Below are 1,013 nucleotides of genomic sequence, written 5' to 3' on the forward strand. Positions count from 1 at the left end.
TCAGGCCAAGCAGGCCCCGCAGAGCGTGCTGAGCCTGCTCCAGGGCTAAGCGTCGCCAGCCGCATTGCGCCACCGAGGCCCCTCCGCAAGGAGGGGCCTTTTTTGTTTCCTCTTCCCGCGACGGGCCGTCGCATCCCGGAGGAAGCGTCATCTCCGCGCGTTGCCGGTCCTCGACGCCGAAGGCGAGCGCTGCCATGACTGGCAGGGCGACGGCCAGCTGACAGCGTGGCCACGCTATTCGCGGCGATCCCGTGCATGCGACCCGTTATGCGGGATCGACGGGAGACAGCCATGGCCACCGACCGCCTGCGCTGTCGCGCGACACGTGACCAGTGGGCTGGATGGCGGTCAGCAGTTGGCGATGACCGTGGCCGCACTTCAAGATCGCCTGTCATGCGTCATCAACGCAGTGCACGACCTGAAAGCGCGCTGGCATTGCCTACATCGCCGGACAACCGACGCTCCTTCTACTTCATCGCCATGGACGGCCGTAAGGCGATCAGACAGGTAGAGGGAGAGATGGCCAAGCCGTCGCGTCGCGATGCGCTGCGTACCGGCAGGTCAAGCGTTCGCGTCGTCGACGCGACACACGATCGAGAACATCGCGCGCATCGCCCTCGGCGCGATCCAGGCCGCTCTTTCCCCGACTTGTGCAAGACGCCTAAAGTTTGACGAAGCGCGGCCGAAACAAGCCTTTCGCCGCGTTTCTGGTGTCACGCAAATCGCCGAAACGCCAAATTTTCGGCAGTAAATCCCTAAAGGTTGCGCACCGACTGCCGTTACTTATACCAGCAGCGGCACTGGCCAATTGATGGCCCCCTGCGGAGGCTCCAGGCACCAATGGGTTGCCGGACAAATCGCTTAGAGGAGATATCAAAATGGCACAGGTCATCAATACCAACGTAATGTCGCTGAACGCTCAGCGGAACCTCAACACCACCAGCGCCAGCCTGGCGACGACGATCCAGCGCCTGTCCTCGGGCCTGCGCATCAACAGCGCCAAGGACGACGCA

General features: G+C 63.0%; 1 pseudogene. It reads left to right on the forward strand.

The features are described from left to right. Positions 1-878 precede the first annotated feature (878 nt). A pseudogene (locus SLW52_RS21045) lies at positions 879-1,013 on the forward strand (flagellin); the annotation flags it as partial.

Source organism: Xanthomonas sp. LF02-5 (assembly GCF_034105325.1).
In the GTDB taxonomy this organism is placed as follows: Bacteria; Pseudomonadota; Gammaproteobacteria; order Xanthomonadales; family Xanthomonadaceae; genus Xanthomonas_A; species Xanthomonas_A sontii.